Source organism: Emticicia aquatica (genome assembly GCF_923079645.1).
In the GTDB taxonomy this organism is placed as follows: Bacteria; Bacteroidota; Bacteroidia; order Cytophagales; family Spirosomataceae; genus Emticicia; species Emticicia aquatica.
In genome coordinates, this window is record NZ_CAKLPY010000006.1 from 17,642 (window position 1) to 41,580 (window position 23,939).

At 34.6% G+C, this 23,939-nt stretch carries 18 protein-coding genes; 3 read left to right on the top strand and 15 right to left on the bottom strand.

The genetic code is table 11. The annotated features are described in order from the left end of the window. Window positions 1–85 precede the first annotated feature (85 nt). Window positions 86–979, bottom strand: coding sequence for a dioxygenase family protein (locus MJQ71_RS19310; protein ID WP_238808580.1), 894 nt, complete (start codon window positions 977–979; stop codon window positions 86–88). A gap of 289 nt (window positions 980–1,268) precedes the next feature. Here MJQ71_RS19310 and MJQ71_RS19315 point away from each other — a divergent pair, with 289 nt between their 5' ends. Beyond that, the gene (locus tag MJQ71_RS19315) at window positions 1,269–1,814 is read left to right on the top strand and encodes a recombinase family protein (RefSeq protein WP_238808581.1); all 546 of its coding nucleotides are present in this window, start codon (window positions 1,269–1,271) and stop codon (window positions 1,812–1,814) included. An 841-nt stretch (window positions 1,815–2,655) separates the two neighbouring features. On the opposite strand, the gene MJQ71_RS19320 is transcribed toward MJQ71_RS19315, so the two are convergent. From MJQ71_RS19320 to MJQ71_RS19350, 7 genes are all read right to left on the bottom strand, one after another. Further along, the gene (locus tag MJQ71_RS19320) at window positions 2,656–3,465 is read right to left on the bottom strand and encodes an ester cyclase (protein WP_238808582.1); all 810 of its coding nucleotides are present in this window, start codon (window positions 3,463–3,465) and stop codon (window positions 2,656–2,658) included. Window positions 3,466–3,496: 31 nt separating this feature from the next. Further along, window positions 3,497–4,090: a DinB family protein gene (locus MJQ71_RS19325; RefSeq protein WP_238808583.1), complete on the bottom strand. Its 594-nt coding sequence runs from the start codon at window positions 4,088–4,090 to the stop codon at window positions 3,497–3,499. 82 nt (window positions 4,091–4,172) lie between these two features. Further along, window positions 4,173–4,595 carry a hypothetical protein gene (locus tag MJQ71_RS19330; RefSeq protein WP_238808584.1) on the bottom strand — a complete coding sequence of 141 codons (423 nt, stop codon included), beginning with the start codon at window positions 4,593–4,595 and terminating at the stop codon, window positions 4,173–4,175. Between the two features lie 55 nt (window positions 4,596–4,650). Then, window positions 4,651–5,001 (bottom strand): hypothetical protein, encoded by a 351-nt coding sequence (locus MJQ71_RS19335; protein WP_238808585.1) that lies wholly within the window; start codon window positions 4,999–5,001, stop codon window positions 4,651–4,653. Between the two features lie 46 nt (window positions 5,002–5,047). Next, on the bottom strand, window positions 5,048–5,428 hold the full coding sequence (locus MJQ71_RS19340; protein ID WP_238808586.1) for a hypothetical protein: 381 nt from the start codon (window positions 5,426–5,428) through the stop codon (window positions 5,048–5,050). Between the two features lie 145 nt (window positions 5,429–5,573). After that, window positions 5,574–5,903, bottom strand: a complete 330-nt coding sequence (locus tag MJQ71_RS19345; RefSeq protein WP_238808587.1) for a LytR/AlgR family response regulator transcription factor — start codon at window positions 5,901–5,903, stop codon at window positions 5,574–5,576. A 19-nt stretch (window positions 5,904–5,922) separates the two neighbouring features. Then, window positions 5,923–6,126: a response regulator transcription factor gene (locus MJQ71_RS19350; RefSeq protein ID WP_238808588.1), complete on the bottom strand. Its 204-nt coding sequence runs from the start codon at window positions 6,124–6,126 to the stop codon at window positions 5,923–5,925. Window positions 6,127–6,322: 196 nt separating this feature from the next. On the opposite strand from MJQ71_RS19350, the gene MJQ71_RS19355 reads away from it, so the two are divergent. Beyond that, window positions 6,323–8,242 carry a sensor histidine kinase gene (locus MJQ71_RS19355; RefSeq protein ID WP_238808589.1) on the top strand — a complete coding sequence of 640 codons (1,920 nt, stop codon included), beginning with the start codon at window positions 6,323–6,325 and terminating at the stop codon, window positions 8,240–8,242. A gap of 3 nt (window positions 8,243–8,245) precedes the next feature. Then, a complete protein-coding gene (locus MJQ71_RS19360) occupies window positions 8,246–10,147 on the top strand; it encodes a sensor histidine kinase (protein ID WP_238808590.1) in 1,902 nt (633 codons plus the stop codon). Here MJQ71_RS19360 and MJQ71_RS19365 read toward each other — a convergent pair. From MJQ71_RS19365 to MJQ71_RS19395, 7 genes are all read right to left on the bottom strand, one after another. Next, window positions 10,144–10,785 (bottom strand): response regulator, encoded by a 642-nt coding sequence (locus tag MJQ71_RS19365; protein ID WP_238808591.1) that lies wholly within the window; start codon window positions 10,783–10,785, stop codon window positions 10,144–10,146. The two genes, MJQ71_RS19360 and MJQ71_RS19365, sit on opposite strands and share 4 nt — an antisense overlap. 106 nt (window positions 10,786–10,891) lie before the next feature. Further along, the gene (locus tag MJQ71_RS19370; protein ID WP_238808592.1) at window positions 10,892–14,227 is read right to left on the bottom strand and encodes an Ig-like domain-containing protein; all 3,336 of its coding nucleotides are present in this window, start codon (window positions 14,225–14,227) and stop codon (window positions 10,892–10,894) included. A 299-nt stretch (window positions 14,228–14,526) separates the two neighbouring features. Beyond that, window positions 14,527–16,128 carry a solute:sodium symporter family transporter gene (locus tag MJQ71_RS19375; protein ID WP_238808593.1) on the bottom strand — a complete coding sequence of 534 codons (1,602 nt, stop codon included), beginning with the start codon at window positions 16,126–16,128 and terminating at the stop codon, window positions 14,527–14,529. After that, window positions 16,125–17,141: a GntR family transcriptional regulator gene (locus tag MJQ71_RS19380; RefSeq protein WP_238808594.1), complete on the bottom strand. Its 1,017-nt coding sequence runs from the start codon at window positions 17,139–17,141 to the stop codon at window positions 16,125–16,127. The genes MJQ71_RS19375 and MJQ71_RS19380 overlap by 4 nt, the downstream gene beginning before the upstream one ends. Before the next feature lie 69 nt (window positions 17,142–17,210). Then, window positions 17,211–19,421: an alpha-galactosidase gene (locus tag MJQ71_RS19385; protein WP_238808595.1), complete on the bottom strand. Its 2,211-nt coding sequence runs from the start codon at window positions 19,419–19,421 to the stop codon at window positions 17,211–17,213. Window positions 19,422–19,494: 73 nt separating this feature from the next. After that, window positions 19,495–20,685, bottom strand: coding sequence for a galactokinase (locus MJQ71_RS19390; RefSeq protein WP_238808596.1), 1,191 nt, complete (start codon window positions 20,683–20,685; stop codon window positions 19,495–19,497). Between the two features lie 4 nt (window positions 20,686–20,689). Further along, the gene (locus tag MJQ71_RS19395) at window positions 20,690–23,908 is read right to left on the bottom strand and encodes a VCBS repeat-containing protein (protein ID WP_238808597.1); all 3,219 of its coding nucleotides are present in this window, start codon (window positions 23,906–23,908) and stop codon (window positions 20,690–20,692) included. Between the last annotated feature and the right edge of the window lie 31 nt (window positions 23,909–23,939).

The following is a 23,939-nucleotide window of genomic DNA, read 5'->3' on the forward strand; positions in this document are numbered from 1 at the left end:
GCCGGATATAAAGCCCGGATATGCACTGCTGCAGATTGTTCTTCCGTCAAGCCCCAGTTGCAGCAATACTTTTGTTGTGTGCAGGCTATTTTTCATTGTATTTCAAATATTTTATTCCATTATCAGTTTCTGTATTTGTCCAGTTAATAACGGCTTTAACCCCACCATCTTTTTGAAGGTCAAAAGTGACTTTGGGAAATTCTATTCCACCTTCGAAAGTATTGTTGCCAATATATTTTAAGCTTGCTACGAGCTGTCCGTTATACTTCATAAATAGCAAGTCATCATTTTTGATAAACTCACAAAAGTTTCCCTTACCAACATCATAAAGTCCAGTTACTTTTTCATACGCTTTTTTGTCAAGGGGAATTTCTCTGCTCATAATCACATTGAAAATAATTTCACTTTCACCTGAATTATTTTTAGTGATTGAAAGAATTCTGTTTACAGCTTTAGGGTCTGAAGCCCATTTGTCAGTATTCACATACTTCTCGCCTTTGAAATAAAGCTGAGTAATTAAGTCTTGTTGATTTGGTACAGAAACTCTCATGTGTATGTGTGAAGGTCGCCAGGACGATTCGTCCATTGGGTCGGCTTTATAAGGAACTGGCAATATAGATTTAAACTCATACTTTCCATCCGTTTTGGTTCTTTGCCCACCACGATATTTGTATTCGTCAGAGGTGTTATCATACACCTGGTTTTCATCACAATGCCAGATTTCAACTAATGCATTATGAATAGGGGTTTTTCTATCCTCCTTAAAGATGTGACCTTTCAAAACTATTGGTATTCCTTTGGTATTGGCAAGCCTTAGATTTGAACGCAATGGTGAGTTGGGTCTATAAAACGGACCAAGAATATCAGTAGTCGTAGGGGTATCTCCCTCAAAGTTTTTCCCATTCCAGTTTAAAGCCCCAAAAGCACTAACGCTTATAACTGTAAGTGTTGAATTTTTTATAAATGTCCTACGTTGCATAATATTTACGTTTTAATTGTTCCATGAACGAAGCGAGGGAATTGCATGACCGATAACTCTCAAATATACAAAAGTTTTGTTGTAATTTTTGTATTGTTTATCATTTATCCAATACAAAATAGTATTTTAGAGGTCGTCCTTTTTATATTGTTAACAAAACCACCGTTTCCTTTACTCAAAAAAGGCTCGACTAAATCGGGCCTTTTTTATTTGATTTTAAGTAAATAAACTTGGTAAACTATTCTACGTTAAATATCTTTGCTGATTAACGGTTAAATTTACTTTTATCATGCTAATCGGCTACGCTCGGGTTTCGACTCTCGACCAAAATCCAAACTTACAATCTGATGCTCTTACGGCTGCGGGCTGCGAGAAAATATTTATTGAAAAAATTAGTGGCACAGTCGCCGAACGCCCAGAGTTGAATAAACTCAAAGAGCATTTACGCAAAGGCGATACTTTGGTCGTTTGGCGGCTCGACCGATTGGGTCGCAGCTTGAAAGATTTAATCGAGTGGGTAAATTATCTTGATAGTCAGGGTGTAGCTTTTAAGAGTATTCAAGAAGGCTTCGATACAGGCACCAGTGGTGGTCGCTTGGTTTTTCATCTCTTTGGAGCTTTAGCCGAATTTGAACGAAACCTTATCCAGGAGCGGACAATGGCAGGGTTGACAGCCGCTCGTAGTCGTGGTCGAGTCGGCGGTCGTCCAAAGAAGCTCAATGAGGCCAAGCAAAAAATGGCTCGTCAGATGTACGATGCAAAGAATCCTATTAAAGAAATCTGTGATGCTCTAAATATTTCAAAACCTACACTTTACAAATATTTAGCAGGTTGATTAATATCAATCATTATTAAAATAAAGTAACTGTGTAGTTGAATACTATAAATCCAGCTGATTCAAAATGGAATCAAGTAGATTCATTTTAGAAATGACATGATTCTGGGTGGAATCATAAGAATTTTGAGAATAATAATTTTTGTTTAAATAAAAAAGTCATGCAATTCTTCTAATTACGTAATTTGAGTTTGTTTTTACGTAAATAGTGACAGTTTACACGTGTAAAGTGGCGATTTCAAGACAAGAAAAACTCCGTTTTTGTAGGTCTGCTTTGCATTATGTAACACATAAAAGCCTTTATTAAAACACTGCTAGTTACATTATTGATATTTGTTTAAGGAAAAAGTCTTTGAGGATGAATGTCCGTTTATCTCCAGAAAAAAACAACTCCATTTTGAGAAATTACTATTAAAAAAAATGAGAATATTAAAATTTAGAGGAAAAAGCAAACAAGAAAGACCCTCTTTGATTTGATAAATTTTGAAAATAAAGTATAGAATGAAAATGATCAAAGAGGAAAAATCAAATTTAAATCTAAATTCTTAGCATACGGGCCGAGTTCTGATTCAAAATGTTACAGTTATTTGTTGATAAAGGTTTTACATCAAAAAGTTAAACCTGCTAATCCTTGGATGCATAGGTAGTTCAAGAATATAATTGAAAAAGAGGTTCAAAATTGGTTTATATTCAATTATATTGCCATTAACTTTTGCTGTTCGTTTAATATGAAAATCAAAAGCTAATTTTAAACAAGTGCATTTAGTAAAATTACGGAGAAAGAACAAAAAGCCTACAAATTTCTTTGTAAGCTTTTATTCTGCTGAAAGGCGTTTATCATCTATTTGATGACTCCTAATTGTTGCATCATAGATAAATTATCATTTAGATTCCAACCTTCTATCATTTTACCTTCGGCATTAAAACGATTGACTGTCCAATGCGAAACTTTACCCGATTTTCCAGTAGGTTTTATACCATTGAATTCACCAGTTTGAGTGCCAGTATTTTCGCAGCGAGCAAATACCAAATCTCCTTCAGCAATAATTTCTATTATATTTATTTGTAAATCAGGAAAACCAGTTAAGTTTTTCTTATAAAACTCTTCAAGAGCTTTTGGACCCTTCCCAATACCCTTTATTTCGAAAGAATCAGCGTAGTATTTCCCAAAATCTGAAATTTGTCTTTTGTTAAATGCTTGATTCATTTCTCGATAAATAGCTTTGTTGCGGTCTTTGGGCGTAACCAATGAATGTTGAGCCGAAATCCATTTGACATCATTTCCGTTGATTTGGTAGATATAAGTAAAAGCATCTGTATAGTTGACGGTTACTTGACCAAAATTCCAACGAGATTTATTGATGCCATTTACTATTGTTATGTTGCCAAAGGTTTTATAGGTTTTATCGCTTAAACTGACTTCTTCTAATTTACCTCTTGAAACCGATTGAATGGTTTTATTTTTGTCCCACGAACCACCTTCGGCATTGATGAATACGAAATCATCAGCAGCGTGTTTTTTAAAGAATGTGGCTGGATCTTGGCGGTATTCTTCCTCTAACTTTGAGAGTAATTGCTCGACATTTGACTGTGCAAATGAGAACTGAATGGCCGCAATGAAGCAAAGAGCTGAAATGATGAGTTTTTTCATTGTTTTAATAGGTTTATTATGTCTCGAAAATTTATTTTGGATAATTTGGATGAGCTTTTACTTTGTTGATTTGGCGAATATGTCGGTCTATATGCCCCGAAACGTAGATATAAACATTGTACATATTTCGAGGATTTTGCGTAGCTGTTCGCTCAAAATAATCTCTCATATCAATTTTTAGATTTTCGGCAAACTTGATATTAATATCACGAAATTTTGTAAACCACACAATGGTATTTTGATCTTTTATAAAGCCTTTTGGGTGCGTTATGTCAGCCGAAACGTGCTGTTTTTCTTCCATGATAAACTCCTTGTAATAGCTATCAGGCTGGCAAGTTGCTCTAAGTTCTGGTTGTGGTTTATTTTGAGTCATTACTTGTAACTCTTTATTCCATAAAATTTCCCAGATACTTAAATGCTCTACAATTTCGGCAATGCTCCACCGCTCAGCCGATTCTTTGAAGTTCCACTGAGCAGTGCTTAGGTTTTCTGTTGCTTTTATCAAATCAACTTTCGTACGGGTTAAGTTTTCAAGGACAACCTTTAGGTCATTGCTTTCGGTAGTTTGAGAAAAACCTGATAAGGAAGCTGTTAATATTGAGATGATAAAAATGATTTTTTTCATGATTGAATTTTGCTTTTTTATTGTCAATAAAGTTTTTCTCTTTTAGAAAAAAACAAACAGTCATATCGAAAACACTTACAAATTATTTTACTCGTACCCATTTTTCTACAAACTGACTCCATTCGGTTTTTGGGTGTTCTTTACCTTCGGGGTCAATAATTCGGTTATGGCCAACCATGTGTAGCGTATCTCCTTTTATTTTCCATTCTTGTTCGCCCGTCCAGCCAAACCATTCGGGTTTTGAACCATATTTATAAGTTTCGGTATAGACGTTTCCTTTTATGCTAAATGGACCTGCATAAGCACTATTAAACGTACCGTCGTTTTTTAGAATAATCACTGAGAAATACCCTTGATTATAGGTCTTGAATTGATGATTTTGAAAATTTAGTTTTTGTCCATTTTTTTCAACCAATATCCAGTTGCCATCTATCGGTGATTTTTTCTGAGCGATGCTCGTTAGGCTAATTGCCATAATTGCGAAAGTGAGAATAGAGAATTTCATGTGTAATTAATTTGTATATGTTTTTAATTGGTGAGTTTAAAATTTCTGAATCAAGCTATTTTAGTTCAAACCATGTCCAGACAGCAGTCGCAATGTCGATTCCTGCAAAAAGAATTAAAGCTGGTAAAGTTTGCCCCGAAATGACCAATATAACAAAGCCAATACCGACGATTATTCTACCCCATATTGTGTATTTTACAACTTCATCATTGCCAAACTTGATGATTCCATAATAGACTGTTGAAAATGCAATAAGCACTACACCAAGAACCTTTATCCAGATTTCGGAAGTAGGAGGAAAACCGAACATACTTAAAAGCATATTGGGTACAAAAATGAGTTGTAAGGCTGTGATAAGAACATAAATAGCCTGTACGATAAGCGAAAGGTAACGTTTGGTTGTCATATTTTTAGCGATTTAAGTGTTTGATTATGAGTGAATTAACTTTAGATTATTTTTCTTTATTCCAAAAAAATAATGCTCCGATAGCCATTAATCCCCAAATTGCCATATCCATTACAATGGTTTTATGTGGAGGGATTTGTCGAACATTTAGATTGTAGAAATATACTATTTCGGCAAGAATTGTAAGGAATGCTACGGCAAGTAGCCAAGCTCGGCGAGTAGTTTTTTCGTTTGAACGATAAGCGGCGTAACCCAAAAAGCCCATAACAAGCTGATACCCACCTAAGAAGTTGAATAGGGATAATTCATTAGAAGTCGGTAAGGGCTTGCCAAAGTACTCAGAAGCCATTACAGGTACAAAGACAGCAGGTAAACCAAGTAATAAACTGTAAGCTGCTACGATGAGAATAAAAGTATTTGTTTTCATTGTAATATAGGTTTGAAGGTTGTAAATTGATTTTTAATTAGATTTTTTAGAAAAAAATAAGTTTATACGAAACATCAGTACTTCAAATTTTATAATAATCAGTACACAAATATTTAAAATTCGATTTAACGGTGGAAATTTTGATTTAAAGGTAATTTTGAGTAATCATAAGATGTTTTTTTAATCCATTTACTCGTCTTCTCGAAACGATAACCTTTTTATTATCAGCAAGTTGTAATTGTTTATGTGGCTCTAAATAGCTCATTACAAATTCAAGATTAACCATATAAGATTTGTGTGTGCGATAAAAATTGAAAGGCTCAAAACGAGATTGTAAGATTTTGAGAGGTGTTGCAACGATAAATTTCTCACCGTCTCTGAAATGAACAACGGTATAATTAATATCGGCTTCTAATAAAACTATTTCGTTGGGTCTTACCGAGCGAAAACCACCTATTGAAATTACATTTTCCATAGCATTGTTGTTTTGAGTTCTAAACTTTTATCCAATTATTTTTTAGGGCTTCTTTCACCAAACCTACCACCGACTGCACACCGAGCTTACGAAACATATTTCGTCGATGGCTTTCTACGGTCGGAATACTGATATGTAGATTTTGGGCAATCTGTTCGGTTGTGAGTTCGCTGGCTATCAATTCCAATATTTCTTGTTCACGTTTTGTTAGTTCCACAGCCATTTTGTTGAGGTTTAGTTTATGTTACAAAGTTGATATTTTGGCAAAAAATAATCTTTCATGGTTTACCATGAAATTTTGTAGTGGTAAACCATGATTTTTTACTCATGGTTTACCATGATATTTGAGGGTGATGTTTGGAAATGTGAGGGCTATTGTAGAAATTTCAAGGAGTTTATGCCTAAATACTCTATTAACTATGAAAAAAAGTATCTTTCTGATTGTACTACTAATATCGTTTGGTGTTTATGCCCAAAAAGAAATTTTTCACATAGATAATCTTTCGAAAGAAGGTGTTTTACTTGATAAAGGTTGGAAATTTCATGCTGGTTATTACCCCAATTTTGCAAAATTTAACTTTGATGATAGCAAATGGGAGAGTATAGACCCTACACAAGATGTGATGGATTTGCCTCAGATAAAAAAAGCAAGAATTGGATATTTAAGGTTAAATTTTATCATTGACTCTTCATTCGTAAATAAAGCCCTTGCACTTGAAATTGACCAAACCTTGGCATCGGAAATTTATCTCAATAATGCTCTGATTCATAAGATAGGAGTAGTGAGTCAAGAAAAAGATAAGGAGCAAATTCGATTGCCCAATGGTCAGCTTTATAGTATTGTTTTTAAAAATGCTGGTATGCAAACGATTTGTGTTCGATTTTCATTTGTTAATCCGCCTATTTTGTTAAAACATAAACCAAAAAAATATAATGCTTTTAAAGCACGACTGGTTGTTTTAGATAATTCTATTGAAAGTTTTGCAAAAAATAAAAATGATTATGCCCTGCTTGATTATTTGAAGGTAGGATTATTTCTTTTTTTGTTCTTAATCCATTTTTTCTTTTTCATTTCTTATCCCAAACAAAAATCAAACCTCTATATTAGTCTTTATGCACTTTGTAATGTTATTATTTATCATTTTGAAAACCTTGTCAGTAACTTGCCACTTTCGGCTACATCATTGTACATTGAAACAAGTTGGATAATTATTCTATCGACATTTATTGCTATATTGACTTTCCTTATTATTTATGATTTTTTAAGACTTCCCAAAAAGATAATGTTCTGGGTAGGCATTTTTGTCTTTTTATCTGCATATCCGATTTGCTGTTATAGTCCTAATTTTGGTATATTTTACTATAATTTAGTTCTTGCTGGGTTTCTTGCTATTGAGTCAATAAGATTATCCATAAAAACAATCGGAAGTGGAAAAACTGCGGGATGGTACATTTTTGCGGGCTATATACTTTATATCGTATTTTTGGTTGTGTGGTATCTAATAGCATTTCATATATTACCGTATTCAGAGTTCGGAATTACGTTTTTTGCGAATTTATGTTTGACAAGCGTTCCTATTTGTTTTTCACTCATGTTGGCAAGTGAATATACTCGAACCAGTAAGAGTTTAGTTCAAAAGCTAAATGAAGTAGAAAAACTCTCTACCGAAAAACAGCAAATTCTTAAAATTCAAAACAAAACCCTCGAAAAACAAAACGCCCAACTCCAAGCCGCTCTCCTTCAAGGACAAACCATCGAACGCAAACGTGTAGCTGCTGATTTGCATGATAATCTGGGTAGTACGTTGTCAGCACTTTGGCTGAGTGTTGATTTGATTGATAAATCGAAGATGAACGAAGAAGAAACCGCAATTCATCAAAACCTCAGAGAAAATCTCGAAAAAGCCTATAATGATGTGCGTTTATTGTCACATAACCTACTGCCCGAAGAATTTGAAAAACAAGGACTCGTACCAACACTACAAAGTTTTGTTAGAAAAATAAGCAAAAACTCAAAGATTCATTTCGATTTACAAATTGCTGAAGGTTTTGGGAGGGTTCATAATAAAATAGAGTTTGAACTTTACAGTATTTGCCTCGAATTAGTCAATAATATCATCAAACACTCAAAAGCTACTGAGGCAAAAATATCTCTTTCTCGTAGCCAAAAGCAGATAGAATTGAGAATATCTGATAACGGAATTGGTACATTCAAGAATGAAAGTGATGGAAAAGGAATGAAAAATGTTAAGGCAAGAGTAAAATCATTGAATGGGATTTGGGATATAGAATCGAAAGAAAATAAAGGTACAAAGTCACAGATAGCCATACCAATTTAGGTTATGAGAAAACTTTTAATACTTAGCTGGTTTTTAATATTTGATTTGGGCGTTTATGCTCAAAAAGAAGTTTTTCGTATAGATAGTTTGCCAAAAGAAGGTGTTTTACTAAATAAAGGCTGGAAATTTCATGCAGGTGATAACCCCGATTTTGCAAAACCCGACTTTGATGATAGTAAATGGGAGAGTATTGACCCAACGAAAGATGTGATGGATTTGAAGTCATTAAAAGTAGGTAATATTATTTGGTTGAGACTTAAATTATTGCCAAAAATTGAATTCGACAATAAATTTTTGGCACTCATTGTAAAACAAACAGGGGCAAGTGAAATATACCTAAATGGTAAATTGATTCATAAATTTGGACGTGTATCAAAAAATACAGAAGAAATAAAAGGCTATGACCCTATGGGCGAGCAAATTTCATTTCCATTAATCGCTCAACAAAATAATAGTTTAGCAGTAAGATTTTCGTATCCTAATACTTTCTTAGTATCCGATTTGAATTTTCCAAATCCCGCATTTAAGGCAGTTATTAATTACGTAGAAAATGCTGTTATTTCCAGTGATATAATTAATAGCCTATCACTAAGAGCTCATAATTCAGGTCATATAAAAACGGGGATTTTCCTTTTCATTGCAGCATTCCACCTTTTATTATTTTTCCAATATAGGCATAAAAAAGCTAATTTGTTTTTTGGAATCTATACATTTTTTACAGCATATACGCTATTTTCTTCGAATATTACCTATTTTATCAATGATTTATATTATCGTAATCTTCTAACAATTACCCATCTTTTGGTCAGCCCAATCGCTGATTTATGTGTGTTGATTGCCTTATATTTTTTATTGGAATTGAAGAGAGATAAGTTTTTCTATATCATTGTAGTTTGTTTTTTGATTACTGTTCCGACAATGATTTATCCTTATAAAACAGGTCAGTTATTTGGCTTTGTTTTAACCAAACTCTTTCTATGTTTTTACATACCCTTTATTTCATTTAAAGCCTATCGGAATGGGAAGAAAGAAGCAGTCAGTATAACAATTGCGGCAATATTGTTTTTCGTTGGAATGACCATTTATATTCTGATTAGAGATTCTGTAAATAAACCTTGGATACTTCAGGAAATGGCTTTCGATATAGCATTATTGGCTGTCCCGATGGCAATATCATACATATTAGCTACCGAATATAAGAGGAATTATTTGCAACTATCAGATAATCTGACTGAGTTTCAACGTATTGCCAAAGAAAAACAAGAAACTCTACACAAACAAAATGCCGAACTCCAAGCCGCTCTCCTTCAAGGACAAACCATCGAACGTAAACGTGTAGCCGCTGATTTGCACGATAATCTGGGTAGTACGTTGTCAGCACTTTGGCTGAGTGTTGATTTGATTGATAAATCGAAGATGAGCCAAGAAGAAACCGCAATTCATCAAAACCTCAGAGAGAACCTCGAAAAAGCCTATAATGATGTGCGTTTGCTGTCGCATAATCTACTTCCCGAAGAATTTGAAAAACAAGGACTCGTACCAACACTACAAAGTTTTGTTAGAAAAATAAGCAAAAACTCAAAGATTCATTTCGATTTACAAATTGCTGAAGGTTTTGGGAGGGTTGATAATAAAATAGAATTTGAGTTATACAGTATCTGTCTTGAATTGGTTAATAATATCATCAAACACTCAAAAGCTACCGATGCAAAAATATCTCTTTCTCGTAGCCAAAAGCAGATAGAATTGAGAATATCTGATAACGGAATTGGTACATTCAAGAATGAAAGCGATGGAAAAGGAATGAAAAATGTTAAGGCAAGAGTTGAGTCATTAAATGGAATTTGGAATTTGCAAAATATTGAAAATAAGGGTATTAGGAGCGAAGTGTTGATTCCTGTTTAATCTACTAAACCATGTTTGATAGCAAATTTTACCATACCAATGGCACTTTTAACATTGAGTTTTTTCATTAAATTAGCACGATGTGTTTCAACTGTCGAAATACTAATAAAAAGTTTTTCGGCGATTTCGGCAGTTGATTGTTCTTGGGTAATCAATTTTAAAATCTCAACTTCCCTTGCTGTCAAATGTTCAATCGTTTCGGGTCGAGCATCGTTATAATCCTCATCGGCAGTGGCTGCCAATTCTTCAATAACAGCTTCGCTATAATATTTTTTACCATCCATCAGTTTTAGAATAGCTGTGTGTAGCTCTTCTTTACCTGTTTTTTTCAAAATATAGCCATGTACACCCGCTCGCAATGCTTCTCGGATGTGCTGTGCATCTTCTGCCATTGTCAGTAATAAAATCTTAAGATTTGGATGAGTCTTTTTAAATTGTAAGGCAAGGTCAATTCCGCTAAAAAAAGGCATGTGTAAATCAGAAACCAAAATATCGACACCTACATCATTAAGAAAATGAGACACTTTTCTACTATCGTTTAGTGTGCCGACAACTTCAACATTCTCGATAGAATTAAATAGTAAACGCAAACTATCAAGCAAAACTTGGTGGTCATCAATGAGTAAAATTTTTATCATAATAGGGTGGTGGAATAAACTTTTTCTACAACAAACATCTCATTTCTCAAAGGTATTGTTTTTTAGTAAAATGATAAATCATTTTTATTATCGTAAAGTTTTATTTTTAATCACACCCCCTAATCTCTGCTTTAAAAAACCCACCAGTTGTTGGTTGGGCTTTAAAACCAGCATTAAGTAAAATACTTTTGTTTGACCTATATGTAGCTTGAGCAGATGCAGTTACTATATTGGTAGCTGTGATGGTTTCGTTAGTTTTCTTTAGTTGAATTCCTGAACTATAATCATCGGCGGTGCTTACTAATACTATCGGTGTGCTACAATCATTTATTACAACTACCACAGGTTTAATGTCAAAACAGCCGTTGGTGGTTGTTGCTTTGATAAAATATGTACCCGAAGTCGTTACCGCCGAAGGATTATTTAGTGTAATAGTGGCATCTGCATCAGTGTAATATCTCAAAGAAGTATTAGGCGGTAGTGTACTACCTACGGTTATTGCCAAGAGCGTTATGTTTATTGTATTAGGTGGCGAAACAGCTGCTGGATTTGTAATTACTAAAATAGGTTTTGGATTTACGGTAATTAATAAAGTATTCGATGCTCCGCTGGTCAGATTTCCCACCGTGCAAGTAGCCGATAGGCTTATTGAAGCATTAAAAATAACGTTTGCTCGACTTGTTCCGCTACCGCCATCGCTCCAATTAATAGTTCCTGAGCATCCAGTAGCCGATAAATTTATGCCACTTCCTGTACAAACCGTTGTCAGATGCGATGAAACGACGGGTGTATCGGGTGGGCAAAGAACGGTTATTGGAACAGGTACACGAGAAGTTTCACAGTTACCATTTGCACAGGATACATAGTAGGTTGTGTTACTCTTCAGGATTGGGGTTACGAAGTTAAGACCGGTACCAATAGGCTCTAAAGAAGTATTATCTTTATACCATTTTACTATGAAAATATCCGTAGTAAAAGTATTACAACCAGTTGCAAATAGGGTGGTAGATGTATTACAATTGATTACTGAGGGATTACCCATTATTGTCTCAGGGTTACGAACAACATAAAAATACGCTCCTTGCCTACCGCTTTTGATACCACTAAGCTCGCATTCTGCATAGTAACGATAGCCATTTCCACCATTTTCATTGAAACTTAAAACAGGAGTATTAACATTTTGTCCAGTACCTATCAAGTTACCATCAAATTGGTCATCATACCAACGAACAATTCCATTTGAACAGCCATGAGCGAAAATCGTTTTAGAATTGCCACTGCAAAGGCGATTGGTTTGGTCGAAGACAATGGCAGGAGCCCTAACTTCGTCTTTATAGATAGAAAAGATGGAAGACTGCCTTTCACTTTCGCATCCATTTACTTGGCATGAATAGTAGATTTTATAATCTGCGATATTGTTTGTGGTGTTATTAAACAAGTTGGGTGTAATGTATGAGGTTCCTGTTGAAAGAGGGGTAATTGCAATATCGCTATCATACCATTTTACGGTTCCATTACATCCTTTAGCATCAAATCTCACATTACTACCATTATTGATGTTGAGAAAATCGTTAGAATTAGGCGAAATATTTGGTGTATTTGGGATTGATTTATTGATATAAATTATTTCACTCTTTGTAGAACTCAAGACACCATTTATCCTACAATCTGTGTAATAGTAAGTGGTATCTTTTGGAAAAATGGTATATACACCGTCAGGTATTGTTATTTGGTGTGGAGCTTGAGTAGTGGTTTCATAAAGGTAAAAATTTGCATTTCTCTCATATGTTTTGTACCATCTAACAGTCCCCGAGCATCCAGAAGCAGTAATAGTGGGGTAGTTTGATATATTCCTGCAATAATTATTGGCTGAGATACTTAAGGTAGGTGCGTTGGGCGGAGTATGACTCGTCAAACTAATAGTTAGGGGTGTACGAGGACTTATACATGTGGCATAATTCTCGCCTTGGACGTACTCACATGCAGCATAATAAGTGGTTGGTTGAGTAATTTCGGGTGTAAGGAAACTACCTGATTCAATGGCATCTTGAGCAGTTGCAGAACTATACCACACGATTCTTCCCGAACAGTTAGAAGCTGCCAATGTTGCTGTGTTGCCACTTATTACGGTAACTGGAGTTGTTGAGGGAGCCGGAATAACCGAACTTATCGGTATAAATATGGGGTCTGAAGCGGCAGTACAACCATCTTGTTTTCTTGTTAATGTAAAAGAATAATTACCTGCATCGCTGCTTTGAGCAATATTTCTGGTGTAATATACTTTCCCTTCGTTTAAAAATTGAGTAGTTTGGTTTTGAGCATTGATGTTTAAACTATCTTTTTTCCAATTAAAGGAGTAGTTCTTTTCTGGTTGGTATGAAAAGACAAATAATTCAAACTTACCACCTTCACAATTGCTTTCAATAGCTATAATAGGCTTTGATAGTCCAACACCAAACCCATTCGAACTAAAACTTGTATATGAACTTCCGTTAATGTTACTGACACGTAGCTTTAGATAATAATAACCAGTGGGAACATTATTTGGAACAACGACTTGCATAGACTCTGCCGTTTGAGATGAAATATTACCAAGTGGGTAAGATACTGTATTTAAATTATCTGATAGCTCGGCGGTAAAAACATTATTTAATCCTATTGTTCCATTGTTTTTCCAAGTAATGGTATGTGTATTCCCTTGACAAACAGAAGATGAGTTTGATATTGACAAAGAATTTATAGGTCCACAATTGATGGATGGCTTTACGATAAGTTTACCAGTAATTGTCGAATAGGGTTCTGATGAAGTTACTCGTATTTTATAGTTTAAACTTGCATTTGTGCCTTGTGGGATGTTAATCAATTGCATTTTAAGTCCATCACTATTATTACCTGATACTGTTGCCAGCAAACTTGGATTAGAAAAACTACCATTGACATCTGACAATTCTATATTAAATACATTGTTTTCGCTGACACCGCTTGAATACCATCTTACATTTGTGGTCTCATTTTCGCAAATCATAGTAGGGGAAATATTTAAACCAAAAATAGGTTTTGCATTAGGATATAAGAGAATAGGGTAGTTTTCGGATAGTACATCATTATTGCTAACTCTTAAATAATATGTATAATCTATCTCACAATTTCCGTTATTGACAACCCCTGTTTTGAAACAGCAAGGAATAGTTAATGTAGCAGAAGTAGTATTTGAGATTATTGAGGCCTTAGTTATCTCATTAATCTTTGAATCACAATATCTTGCTTCTATTTCAATCAACTCAATAGTGTAGGGTCCCAATGCTCCAGCAGAAGGAATAAAACTAACAGAAATATCTTGACCACTAAAAGTTGCGTAGGGGGTGTTTGGTGTAATGCTTATACCTTGTCCATACGTGTTCAGATAAGTAAAAAAGAGTAATAGGTGAATGTATTTTTTCATTCTTCTTGATAAAATTTAAAATTTCATCTGAAATATGAATGAAGTCTCTGAAAAACCCTTGAAGATTCCATTTAACGGTATAGTTTTCGATTTAATGGGTCTCAAATGTTAGCCAGATGAACTTTTAACTAGGTTCGTTTTCTTCGAGACACAATTACTTTATGATTATCTGTCATCTGGATTGTGTTCGTCTGCTATGAAAGATAGCTTGATAACTTTCATTCATCCCGAATTTACAGGTTTTCTAATGTGATTAGAAAACCTGTAAATTCGGTGTAACCTGAAACTGTCAAGCTATGTTAGCAGCATACAATTCCCCATTTTGATAATAAAATAAACACCAAAATCATCAGAACTATTAAAATTGCTGAATAAATATGGCGATTTTTCCATGGTTCTAAGTTAACTTTATGACTATCTTTTTGTAGATAAGGTATTCGCATCGGTTGAACTTTCCCAATTATCAGCATGATTATTACAGTAATAACAAACAAAATTGCTAACACATGAAGAAAATGCAAGCCAGTATCAAAAACAAATTGACTTAGCACATAACATATAACAAAAAAAGTTAGCCCAACTTTTGCAGCTAATGGCGGAACATTTTTAGTCAAAAAACCAATTATCAAAACCGTGAAAATTGGAACACTGAATGCTCCTCCCACTTTTTGCAAATAATTATAAAAGCCTCCTTTAGCAAACATAATAAAGGGAGCAATACACATTGCTAATAATGCTGCAAAAATTTGAAAACGCCTGCCAATCTTGATTAATGCTTCATCCTTTAACGGTTTTTGCATTTTATCGTAAGCAGGTTTGTAAATATTTAACACGAAGAGTGTGCTGATACTATTTAGTCCTGCATTAAAACTCGTAATAGCCGCACCAAAAATTACTGCAGCAATTAAACCTATCAAAATTGAGGGTAATACATCTCCTGCCATTCGAGGAAAAATTTCGGCAGTATTATTTATTGTAGGATATAGATGAACGGCAATAATGCCTGGAATATTAATTATTAAAGGGGCGAGAAGTTTGCCTACGGCTGCTAAAGTAATGCCTTTTTGACTTTCAGCTAAGTTTTTTGAAGCCAAAATTCGTTGAACAATATACTGCTCCATTCCCCAATAATTTAGATTTACAAGTAGCATTCCTGTAAAAAGGGTACTGAAAGGTATAGCATCTTTCGCAGTACCAATGGCATTGAAATGCTCGGTTTTTGAAGATAAAATAATATTAACTCCTTCCATAAAATTACCTTTACCCAAATATTTTAGACCAAAATAGGGTAAAAACAAACCACCAATTAACAAGCCTACACCCAAAAGGGCATCAGAAATAGCAATAACTTTAATACCGCCAACAAGGGTATAAATAATACCAATCAAGCCAAAACTCCACACTAAAATCCACATCATGGCAAAATTACTAATGCCTAAAATATCAGAAAAATCGAAGATTCCATTAAAAATAACAGCCCCACCATATAACACCGTTGGCAACATATTGACCATATAACTCACTAAAAAAATGATGGAAACAAACTTTTTTGTAGCAGCATCGTAGCGTTCTTCAAGAAAATCTGGGGTTGTGATAATACCGCTTCTAAGATAAATAGGCATAAAAAATTCGGAAACAATTATCATAGCCACAATGGAAGTCATTCCCCATGCCATGACGGTCATGTTATTGATATAAACGGATTCGTTTTCACCAATAAATTGTACGCCATTCACATTACTCAAAAGCAATAAACTACCTACCAAAACAAAGCTCAGATTTCTTTTTCCCAGGAAAAAGCCTTCGGAAGTAATTGTCTTTTCTTTCCTGATTTTTCGCCAAGATATGATAGCAACAATGCCATTGAAAAGCAAAAAATATAGGAGAGCAGATATATTCATAGGGAATTTCTTCTAATCAAAACAGTGGGCATCGTTTCTTGTATTTTCTCTCTTGTCAATACATAATGGGCAGCTTTTCTGCCCATTTCACCAAAATCTACGGAGTAGGTTGTGATACCATCAAAGACAATTTCTTTTACAAGTTCATCATTATGAGACAAAATTCCAATGTCTTTTCCTAAAGTAAAATTCTTTGCTTTGCAATCTTTCAGCATTGCCCATAAATCTAAATTAGACAATGTAAAGTAAACTTTCCCTTTTTCAAGGCTACCTGATTTATATTCGTTGGAAGTGAACCCTTTTATGTTATAATCTTTTAGGAATTTTTTGTAGGCTCGGAGAATTTCAATCGGAATGATAGAGGCGGGTTTGTAGAAAAACATCATCTCATCAAATTGTTTAATTGCATCGGCAACTTCTACAAAAGCTTTATAACTTGATGCCTCAAATTCTTGAGTAATATGACAAAAATCTCCTTCGATTGGCTCATAACGGTCAAACATTAAGAATTTATTCAATGGAATTGTTTGGAGTAAAGCTTTTGTTTTTGGGTGTGGAATTGGAGATATTACATACATTCCATATTTTCCGTTGATATGGGTAAGTATTGTTTCAAAAACATCAATATTGTTATGATGGAAATAAACGTCTAAATGAATATTTTCTCCTAAACCTTCTCTGAAATTTCGATAAAAAATTTCTTGAAATGTATCAAAAGCAAACATCAATAAAGCTACTTTGAGGGTTTGACTTGTATCTCCGTTAGATACAAAATACCCTAAACGATTTTTTGATTCAATAATACCTCTATTTTTTAGTTCCGAATAAGCTTTTACAATGGTTTCTCTTGCAAACCCAACTTCTTTAATCATCACATTGACCGATGGAAGCATTTCGCCCTGCGAAATCCGTTTTTCATCAATAGCATTGATTATTCCATTCACGATTTGCTCGTGCTTGGAATAGTTGGGTATGTATTGTAATTCCTGTATCTTTTCAAACAAATCTTTCATTTCTATTGGTTTTGTAGTTTTTATGGAAAACGTTCAATTTTAGCAAATATCAACTACAAATCTACGAATTTATTTTGCTTCATTAATTTCCAACACAACACTCGTACGTTTTAGCGTAATATCTGGGTTTACTCCAATTGTCATTAGATATTCACCCGAGTAAATACACTCTTTTGCCAGTATGCTTTCTGTATCAGGATAAATGTTTATCTCCTTGACCTTGTATTGTTTGTTAGCATCTAAACCTTCCAATTTGATAGGTTTTGAGGTAAACGATAGCTCAAAACGATTAGTGGTGAGGTAGCTAAACATCACGGCATGGTCTTTTTGCTGACTTACAAACTGCATTGCTGCAATAGGATTTTCCCAAGGATTCACCAAATGATACATTTCACCATGCCAAATTGTACCTTTCAATTCAACATACTTTTTAAGAGCGTTTTGGCTAAAAAGTAATTCTTTTTCTGATAAATTATTTACTACAATATCATAACCCATTTTTCCCATCATGGCTACATCGGTTCTGTATTTTATGCCAACTTTGCTCCAATCAGTGATATGATTACAAAGTGAAATGGCTGGGAAAAAGTAGGAATCTTCCCATTGAATAAAAATTCTTTCAAGTGGGTCTGTATCATCGCTCAACCAAAATTCAGTAAAATATTTGAGTGCTTCGTAATCTACTCGGCCACCGCCACCCGAACAAAGCATCATCGGGATTTTTGGGTATTTTGCTCTAATTCGCTCCAAAACCTTGTACAGGCCTTTTACATAATCAACATAGAGGTGGGTTTGGGGTAAATTCTGTTTTTGCAAATAGGCAGAATGTGCGTTAAAAATTGTAGCATTGGCATCCCATTTGATAAAAGCCAGTTCAGGATTTTTGTTAAAAAGATTATCTAAAACACCAAAAACATAATCTTGTACTTCAGGATTTGTCAAGTCTAAAACCAATTGATTTCGGAAATAATGTTCGGGTCTTTCGGGCTGACGAATGACCCAATCTTTATGATTTTCATAAAGTTCTGATTTGGGACTTACCATTTCTGGTTCAACCCAAATGCCAAATTTTACTCCTGCTTTTGTTGCTTCTTTTACCAAATAACCTATACCATTGGGTAGTTTTTTACGATTTTCTTGCCAATCTCCGAGTCCTGCGTGGTCGTCATTACGAGGATATTTATTGCCAAACCAGCCATCATCTAACAAAAACATATCAACACCTAACTTTTTGGCATCTTTAAAAAGTCCCGTAAGTTTTTGTTCCTCAAAATCAAAATAGGTTGCCTCCCAATTATTCAAAAGTGTTAGGCGAGAGCCTTCACCATCTAAAATCCTGTATTTTCTTGCCCATTGGTGCATATTTCGGCTGGCTTCGCCTTTTCCGTTTTCTGAATAGGTATAGATAAATGATGGAGTTTTGAATGTCTGATTATTGCTCAAAACATACTCCGAAGCGTGAGAATTTATGCCAGCAATGAGTCTCAAATTATAGTAAGAATCTTTCTCGAAATCAATTTTGAAGTTACCCGACCAAGCCAATGTTCCGAACAAAACCTTGCCTTCATTTTCGGTGGCAGGTTTATCAAATGATAGCGAAAAAGTTGGTGGTTGAAATAGATTTGCCCGAGTGCCGAGTTTTGAATCCAGCGTTTTGATGCCAGCCGTGAGCTTGGTTTCTTCGGGCTTCATTTCACGACCCCAACCACCATGATAATGCTTTAAATAGAAGTTATTTGCTATGAAATATAAGTTGGCAGAGGCATATTTATTCATTTTAAGATTCCCCTTTTCATTGTTTTTTATGGTTGACCATTGCTCAATAACGTTCTCTGCAAAATAGGTTTTATAGAAAAGCATAATTTCAGTGGCATAAACAGGGTCTTTTAATAAAATCCTTATAAGTAATACGTTTTCGCCTTGTTTTTCGGCTTTATGACTCACATATTTAAGGTCGGTTGATGTATTTCCATCAGCATGAATAAGCGTAAGGGCAGGCTCAATCATATTCCACGAACCACTTGGTGTATAGACTGAATGAGAGATAGCGGCATTGACATCGTTATATTTATGGTCGTTCCAGATACCTGTATATTCGGAGGTTTTGCTTAGTTTTTTGCCAAAATAAACAATTCCTAATCGGTTTTCTGCATCAGTTTGTAGTACCAAGGCATTTTGCTTGGTTTCTATCGGAATGGTTATGATTTGAGCAAAAGAATTGCTGCATAAAATACTAAAAACAAGTATTTTAATTTTATGAACGATTGATGGTTGAAACATATTAAAATCTCTATTGTTTAAATTTAAAATTTATCCTGCTTTTGCTTGGGATTCAAGAACAAAAGAAATACTTCTAAACGAGTTCTTTTTCAAAGGCAATACTTGTACCCTCTTGAATGCTAATTTTGTGACAAATCAATTTTCTATTAAATTGTATTTGATATGCTGATGCTATTGCAGACATAAAATTGTCTACTTGTTCTTTTTTGACAATATTTATTGTACAACCACCGAAACCACCACCCATCATTCTTGAACCAAGTACCAAATTGGTGCTTTCGGGGGAAAACTTTTGTGTTTCTGCTACTAAAAAGTCTAACTCTTCACAACTGACCTCATAATCATCACGAAGTTCTTGATGTGTTTGATACATTTTTTTTCCAAATGCCACCAAATCATTATTCTGTAAATCTTCACAGGCAGCAATTACTCTCTCAATTTCCTGTACTACGTAGCGGCAACGTTTCAGCGTTATTTGGTCAAATTCTTGTGCATGCGAGTTTAACATTTTTGAGGAAACGTCTCTCAAATGTTGAATTTTTGGATAATGTTTTTGTAAAATTTTCACACCAAGCTCACATTCTTGACGGCGGGTATTATATTCTGAATTTCCAAGCGAATGTTTTACGCCTGTATCACAAAGAATTATTGAATATTTATCTTGCAGAAAAGGGAAATAAGCATATTCTAGCGAGCGACAGTCTAATCGAATGACCGAATTTTCTTTCCCCATTGTAGATGCAAACATATCCATAATACCACATTGCAAGCCAACAAATTCATTTTCGGCACGTTGACAAAGTTTCACTAATTCCATTTTTGGAATCTGAAAATCAAAAAGTTGATTTAAAGCAAAAGCCAGACCTGTTTCTAATGCTGCTGATGAAGACACACCAGCTCCGAAAGGGATATTTCCTCCAAAAACAAGGTTAAAGCCTGCGATTTTAAAACCATAATTTTGTATTTGTTGTATAACCCCTTTTAAATAATCTGACCAATTATGCCTACTTCTTTCCACTTTTTCGATAGAAAATATTTCAAATTCATTTAAATTTTGGGCGTAAACGTGGCAATAATTATCATTTCTTGTACTAATTGCAAAATATATTTCTCGGTCAATGGCGGCAGGTAAAACAAAGCCACCGTTGTAATCTGTATGTTCACCTATAAGATTGATACGTCCAGGAGAACGTACGATTAGTTGTGGTGATTGATGAAATTTCTCGGTAAATTTTTCTTTTATTTCTTCTAAACTCAGTTCCATTATATTATTTCTTTTTGTATTTATAGGCTTCTATTTTAGCTGAATTATTACCAACAAGAATTACTTTTGAACCATCAGTAGCACGAATTTCTGCTAAACTTTTTACATCTTTATCTGCTATGAAACCCGTCTTGGCACTTCTGTTTACATTGAAATCTCCTTTGCCATTTCCTGTTAAAAGTAAGCCTGTTCCTGCATCGTACCGACCAGTTGATGTTTCTGTATCATAAGAATTTCCCGCCAACAGTATATCTAAATGACTATCATTGTTATAATCTCCGATTAGTATTCCATTCACTGGAGCAAATTGAGACTCTATTGGCAAGGCTATTCTTTTAAATTGACCATTGCCTTTGTTTTCAAAATAACTACTTTCAAAACATACACTTTGTAGTACATACGCATTGGCTATTTCTTCTTTTAAGAATGATTCTACAAAGGTTGCTTGGGCATATTTTTCGTAGGAGGTAAACCTTGATTTCATGGCAGGAATCTGTGTAATCAGTTCATCACGGGTATGAAAAATATGTTTTTCATGTTGTACGAAATAGCCCATAATCGGGTCTATTCTCCCATTTTTATCAAAATCTTTGGCATAAATTGATAGTGGTTCTTCGACACTTGCACGATAACGAGTATTTAATCCTAAATTTCCAGCGATAAAATCTATATCACCATCATTATCAAAATCACCTGCGGCAAGGCTATTCCACCAACCAGATGAATTTACAATTTCAGATTTGTGAACTACTTTTCCTTTTCCATTTTTAAATAAAGTGATAGGCATAAATTCACCTGCAAGCAATAGATCGTGCCAGCCGTCATTGTCGTAATCTATCCAAATGGCGGAGGTTACCATGCCAATGTTTTGTAGTTCGGGAGGAGTTATGTCTATGAATTTTCCTTTTGAATTTTTCAATAAGTAACTTCTTGGAGCTAATGGATATTCATTTGGGCGAACTCTACCGCCGACGAATAAGTCTAAATCACCGTCTTTATCAAAATCACAGGCAGAAACGCATGAACCGCTTGCTTTTGTATCGGGCAGAGAGTTTGTTACAAAATGGAAATTTCCATTTCCCTCATTTTCATAAAAACTATCTTGTTGTTCATCTGAGCCTTCGGGGTTTTCTGAGCCTCCACTGACAGTATATAAATCTAAATCTTTATCATTATCGGCATCAAAAAGCAAAACACCTGTTTCTTCTGCTTGAATATTATTTTTTGTCAAGACTTTTTGGTTAAAACTTCCATTACGACTTTGAATAAAAAAACTTCCATTATACCCTGATGCTGCACCCACATAGAAATCTTCCAATTTATCTCCATTTATATCGCCAACGGCAATGAACGGCCCCAATTTTGAGTGCAAATGGGGTAGTAAAACTTGCTCTTTAAAATCAGCGAAATTGTTTTCTTGGTGGTCATAATTTATACCAAGTTTATCAGCAATTTCATTAAATAGTAACTCATTTGTAGTTTTTTGTGGAAAATAACTTTGCGGTAAATAATTGATTATCAATACTTGATTGGCTTTTGGCTGAAAAATTGTCTGCCTTTTCCCGTCTGACCATTCCACAACAACGCTATCAATTTTTGGTGTTTTACCCAATCCAAAGACGAGTTTTGTGTCCATCGTTGATTCATAACCACGATAAGGATTGAGTTCTTGAAACTGCATTTTACCATCTGAAAAAAGCCAAACTTTTGAGTCAATTCCTTGTAAATTTGGCTTTTTACCGTTGAACTTTACAGTCAAAAAATTGTTTTTTGAGCGTTCATTTGAGCGGTTTTTATAAATTTTTGCTTCACTATTAAAGCAATTAATAACCAAATCTAAGTCACCATCATTATCTAAATCAGCATAACAAGCTCCATTTGAAAATCCTTTTTCTGTAAATCCCCATTCATCTGAACGCTTCGTAAAAGTCAGATTTCCATTATTTTCAAAAAGGTAATTTTGCAGCGGAACATTGTCTAAATTATGGATTGCCTTTAATTTTTCTTTGCGTTTTGCTTCCATTGTCCCCATAGGCGATTGCTGGCTGGCTTGGTAATTTATGTAATCCAAATTACCCAAATCTCGGTAAAACCCATTGGTAACCATCAAATCTTTATCGCCATCATTGTCATAATCAGCCAATAAAGAACTCCAACTCCAATCGGTGGCACTTACGCCTGAAAGAAAAGCAATTTCACTGAAAGTTTGATTTCCGTTATTGAGTTGTAAAGTATTCCGAGTATAAGACGGATTATAACCAAGTTTTAGCGATAGTTGAAATTTGTCATAATTTGCCGTCGGAATAAGCATTTTTTTGCGAAAATTATCTTCGGGCAACATATCAAGCACGCAAATATCGGGTAAGCCATCATTATTAAAATCGGCAATGTCATTGCCCATCGAAGCAAAACTTGTGTGTTTTAAGTATTGAGAAGCTTTGTCGGTAAAAGTCCCATCTTGATTATTTATATACAAAATATCGTTTGACAAAAAATCATTAGACACATAAATATCGGGAAATCCATCGCCATTTACATCGCTAATGGCACATCCCAAACTATATCCATCGTTCAAAATACCAGCTTCTTTTGAAACGTCGGTAAATCGTGGAGACAAACCATTTTGGTTGCCATCATTTCTATATAAAATATCTGTTCCTGCTGATTCTCCTTGCAGTTTTCTTCCGTTTAGGCTATTTACGCCAGTCAGCATTTCATCGGCTGGGTTGGTTATTAAAAACAAATCTAAATCACCATCTTTATCGTAATCAAAAAAGGAGGCATTCATTGTTTGGCGTTTTTCTGCAATGCCGTATTCTTCAGCTTTTTCGGTGAAAGTAATTTCGCCTTTGGCATTTCTACCGTTATTGACATAAAGTAGATTTGCCAGATTGCCAAATTTTGGACTTCCTGAAACATTCACATAGATGTCCAACCAACCGTCTTGGTTAATATCTACCATCGAAACACCCGTACACCAACGGTCAGTTTTTAGCCCAGCTTTTTCAGTAATGTCTTCAAAGTTCAAAGCTCCTTTATTCAAGTAAAGTTTACACGAAGTTTGATTGCCGCTAAAAAACAAATCGGGTAAGCCGTCATTGTTAATATCGCCTGCTGCAACCCCTGCACCTGTGTAGATATTCATGTATTCCAGCACATTGTATTCGTCATTTTCCTCTACTTTGTTGACAAATTTCACACCTGTTTCAGATGATGAAAGCACTTGAAAAAGGGTATCTTTTGGTTTACATGAA